General features: G+C 73.5%; 6 protein-coding genes. All 6 read right to left on the bottom strand.

Features of this window, described 5'->3' with window-relative positions:
• Positions 1 to 791 (bottom strand): methyl-accepting chemotaxis protein (locus tag C472_RS09150; RefSeq protein WP_006629541.1); only part of this gene is annotated, 791 nt, incomplete at its 3' end.
• Between the two features lie 155 nt (positions 792 to 946).
• Complete coding sequence (locus C472_RS09145) at positions 947 to 1,729, bottom strand: 23S rRNA (uridine(2552)-2'-O)-methyltransferase (RefSeq protein ID WP_006629540.1); 783 nt, start codon at positions 1,727 to 1,729, stop codon at positions 947 to 949.
• A gap of 116 nt (positions 1,730 to 1,845) precedes the next feature.
• Positions 1,846 to 2,316 carry a hypothetical protein gene (locus tag C472_RS09140; protein ID WP_006629539.1) on the bottom strand — a complete coding sequence of 157 codons (471 nt, stop codon included), beginning with the start codon at positions 2,314 to 2,316 and terminating at the stop codon, positions 1,846 to 1,848.
• Between the two features lie 82 nt (positions 2,317 to 2,398).
• Entirely contained in the window at positions 2,399 to 2,878 is a 480-nt protein-coding gene (locus C472_RS09135; protein WP_006629538.1) for a GNAT family N-acetyltransferase, read from the bottom strand.
• 35 nt (positions 2,879 to 2,913) lie between these two features.
• A complete protein-coding gene (samp2, locus tag C472_RS09130; protein WP_006629537.1) occupies positions 2,914 to 3,129 on the bottom strand; it encodes a ubiquitin-like small modifier protein SAMP2 in 216 nt (71 codons plus the stop codon).
• A gap of 53 nt (positions 3,130 to 3,182) precedes the next feature.
• Entirely contained in the window at positions 3,183 to 3,497 is a 315-nt protein-coding gene (locus C472_RS09125) for a hypothetical protein (protein ID WP_006629536.1), read from the bottom strand.
• Positions 3,498 to 3,793: the final 296 nt, after the last annotated feature.

Genomic DNA, 3,793 nt, shown 5'->3' with positions numbered 1-3,793 from the left:
TTCACCTCGCGGGTGACGACCGCGAACCCCTCGCCGGCCTCGCCCGCGCGCGCGGCCTCGATCGAGGCGTTGAGCGCGAGGATGTTCGTCTCGTCGGCGATGTCCTGGATCAGGTCGGTGACGTCCTCGATCGCCGCGACCTCCGATTCGAGCGTCTCGACGCGGTCGAGGGCGGTCTCCGTCCGCTCGTCGACGACGCGGAGGTCCTCGATGGCCGCGGTCGCGGCGTCGGTCCCCTCGTCGGTCCGCTCGGCCACGTCGGCCGCGGTGGCGGCCACCTGATCGGCGGAGGCGGCGACCTCCTCGGTCGCGGCCGAGACGGTCTGGAGCTCGCTCGTCGCGGCCGCGATGTCGTCGCGCTGGCGGGTCGCGGCCGCCTCGATATCGTCGACCGCGGCGTACACCTCGTCGCTCTGCGCCTTCGCGCGGTCGACGTTCGACCGGACGTGTTCGGTCGCGCCCGCGACCTCGTCGCCGAAGCCGTCGACCGCGGACACCGTCTCCGCGACGCCGTCGACGAACTCGTTGAGCGTCTCCGCGAGCGCCGCCGCCTCGCCGTCGGTCTCCGCGGCCGGGAACCGGGCCCCGAGGTCGCCGTCGGCGAGCCGCGCCGCGACCTCGCGGAAGTCCGAGACCGGGACCTCGGCGTCGGAATCGGTGCGGGAGGCGGTCGTCGTCTCGCCGGACGCGACTCCGCCGTCGGTGGTCGCGTCCGAGTCGGTCGATGCCGTCGAACGGTCCCCGTCGCCGGGGACTCGATCGGACCGGTCGCTCGCGTCGTCGCCGTTCATCTGTCGCCACTCGCCCGCAGGGGTATATAAGTATCAGAGTCGGATTATTCGGACTGATACTCGTCTGACGGGGAGGGCCCACACGTTCGGGTCCGAGGAGATCGGCGGAGGGCTCCGGCGCGGCCGCCCCGTCCGGTTCGGGCGGGCCGCCCGACTCAGTCCGACCCGTCCGCGTCGACGCGCTCCGCGAAGGCGAACCGCGGCTTGACGTCGGTCACCTCGACGGTGAGCGTCTCGCCGACGTCGCCGTCGACGAAGAGGGTGTAGCCGTCGACGTAGGCGATGCCGTCGCCCTCGTCGCCCTCCTCCTCGACGGTCACCTCGACGCGGTCGCCCTCGGCGACCGGCGACCGGGTGTACCCCTTCCCGACGAGGTACACCTCCGAGGACGAGTCCCGCGAGGCCGGCGGCGAGACGGTGCGGACGTACTGGAACGCCTCGCTCACGTCGTCGCGGAAGGCGTCGAGGTCGTCGCCCTGGAACACCTTCACGACGAAGTCGCCGCCGGAGGCGAGCAGTTCGTCGGCGGCGTCGAACGCCTGCCGCGCGAGGTGGACCGACCGGGCGTGATCGAGGGTGTACTCGCCGGTCATGTTCGGGGCCATGTCGCTCACGACGACGTCCGCGCCCTCCTCGTCGACCGCCTCCCGCAGGTAGTGGCGAGTCCGCTCCTCGGTCATGTCGCCGCGGATCGTCTCGACATCGTGGTCGTCGAGGTCGTCGATGCGCTGGAGGTCGACCCCGACGACGGTGCCGGCCTCGCCCACCTCCTCGGCGGCGACCTGGAGCCACCCGCCGGGCGCGGCCCCCAGATCGACCACGGTGTCGCCGCGCTCGAACAGGTCGGCCTCCTCGTCGATCTGTTTCAGCTTGTAGGCGGACCGGGCGCGGTACCCCTGCTGTTTGGACCGGTTGTAGTAGTCGTCTTTTCCGCTCATCTGTGGCTCACCGGCGTTCGGTGCTGAAGGTCCGTCGAAACGGCGGACGAATCGGCGCTCATGGCCGGAACGACGGGGTCGAACCGGAAATGGACATCGAATGTGCGGCCCGGCGCTCAGCCGTCCGCGCGGCGCAGCCACGCCGCGACGCGCTCCATCCCGGCGGCGACGGCGGCGAGCGGTCGCGGGCGCGTCGACGCGGTCCGAGACGCGTCGGAGGCGGCGTCCGACTCCGACCGGGCCGCGACGACCCGCTCGTAGTTGTCGATCACCTGCTGTCGCCGCTGCGCCTCCGACTCGACCGCCCGTTCGAGCGCGGCCACCCGGTCGGCGAGGCGGTCGCGTTCCGCCTCCAGCCGCTCGACCTCGGCGGCGAGCGCGGCGACGCGGACGCGGTCGTGGTACCCCGGACGGCGGTCGCGGTCGCGGCCGAGGCCGACGGTCCGGGCGGGGTCGCTCGCCCGGGAGCCGGCGGAGGCAATGGCCGAGGCCGACCGGCGTCGCGGTCCGTCGGCCGAGTCCGCCGCCTCGGCGTCGGTGCCACCGGGCGAGTCGGGAGGGTCGGGAGAAGCGGGCTGGGAGGGCATGATCCGGTCAGGTATGTGTACACGTGCCACGCGGTGAAAAAGGTCAGTCAGCCGCGAGTCGGACGCGCCGCTTGCGGGCGGCTCACGGCGATCCCGGGCCCGCCGTCGACACCCGGCCGAACAGGCGGTCGCCGTCGCCGTCGGCGGAGTCGCGCGCGGCGACCGGGGCGGCCTCCGTTCCGCCCGAGCCGTCCGCCGGTCGGACCGCGAAGCCGAGGGCGGCGTAGAACGCCCGCAGTTCCGGGTCGAACGCCGCGGTGACGGTCTCGACCGCGTCGTCGCGCTCGCCGCGTTCGACCGCGGCCGCGACGAGCGCCGAGCCGATCCCCCGGCCGCGACGCGCCCGCCTGACCGCGACCGCGTCGACGTGGAGTCGGCCGGAGTCGGGACGCGTCGCGACGAGCGCGCCGACGACCCCGCCGGTCCGCTCCGAGCGGGCGACGAGCGCGTCGCCGGCCGCGGTCCGGTCGGCGACGGCGTCGGCGTCGGTCTCCAGCATCGCCGCGTCGAGGATCCGGAGGACATCGAGGCGGTCGTCGGCGGTCGCGGGGTCGATCGTCACGTCCGCCGGCGGGCCGGGTCTATCTGGCGTCCCGCTCACGCGCCGCCGGTCGCGCCGCCCTTGATCAGTCGGAGGACTCGGACCGTGTCGGCGTCGACGACCCGGTCGCCCGGGACGGGCGAGCCGTCGACCAGCGCCGACGCCTCCTGCGGGTGGTAGCCCGCGGCGCGGATCAGGTCGTCGTACGTCGCGTCGGCGGCGAGGCTGTACTCGTCGGTCCCCTCGCCGACGACCTCGACGGTCACGTCCATGGGCGGGGTAGACGGGCGGGCGGCGTCAATCGCACGGTTCGGGCGCGCATCGATCAGCCGCGGTCCGGCTCGCGGACGTTCCACTTCCAGAGGAGCCACGCGACGGGGGCAACGATGGCGAGTGTCACCAGTGCGCCGGGACGGGGGACCGCGTCTGCCCGCGCGTCGACTGCGAGGAGTCCGACCCCCGCGGCCGCGGCGACGAGGACGATCGCCGCGTCCCGAGCGAGTTCCGCCTCGCGCTCGGGCGGGAGGTCGCCGTCGTAGCCGGCGATCAGGCCGACCGCGCCGCGGCGGTGGATCGCCCACGCGAGCAGGAGGCAGGATCCGATCGGGAAGGCGTACAGGAGGGTGGCAGCGAGGGCCATGTGCGCAGATCCGTCGTGGAATTGAAATAAAGGTGTCCGGCGGGAACGGGGAAATCGGATCGAGGAAGGGTTCGATAAATCGGTGATCGACACGAACACCACCGAAGCCCCAGCCGGGAGGCGGACGCACGCTCGCTGCGGTCCTCACTCGGTCGCTACCGCTCCCTCGTTGCGGTCCTTGCGTCGCCTGCGCCCGCCTCCCGGCTGCCCCTTCGAGTCCCGCCCCGCACAGCACCGCAACCGCACCTCACGCCTCCCCAGCCTCGTCGACCGGTCTCCGCTTCGCTCCGACCGGT

It is taken from the genome of Halorubrum tebenquichense DSM 14210, assembly GCF_000337415.1.
GTDB lineage: Archaea > Halobacteriota > Halobacteria > Halobacteriales > Haloferacaceae > Halorubrum > Halorubrum tebenquichense.
This window is presented reverse-complemented; position numbering and strand designations above follow the sequence as displayed.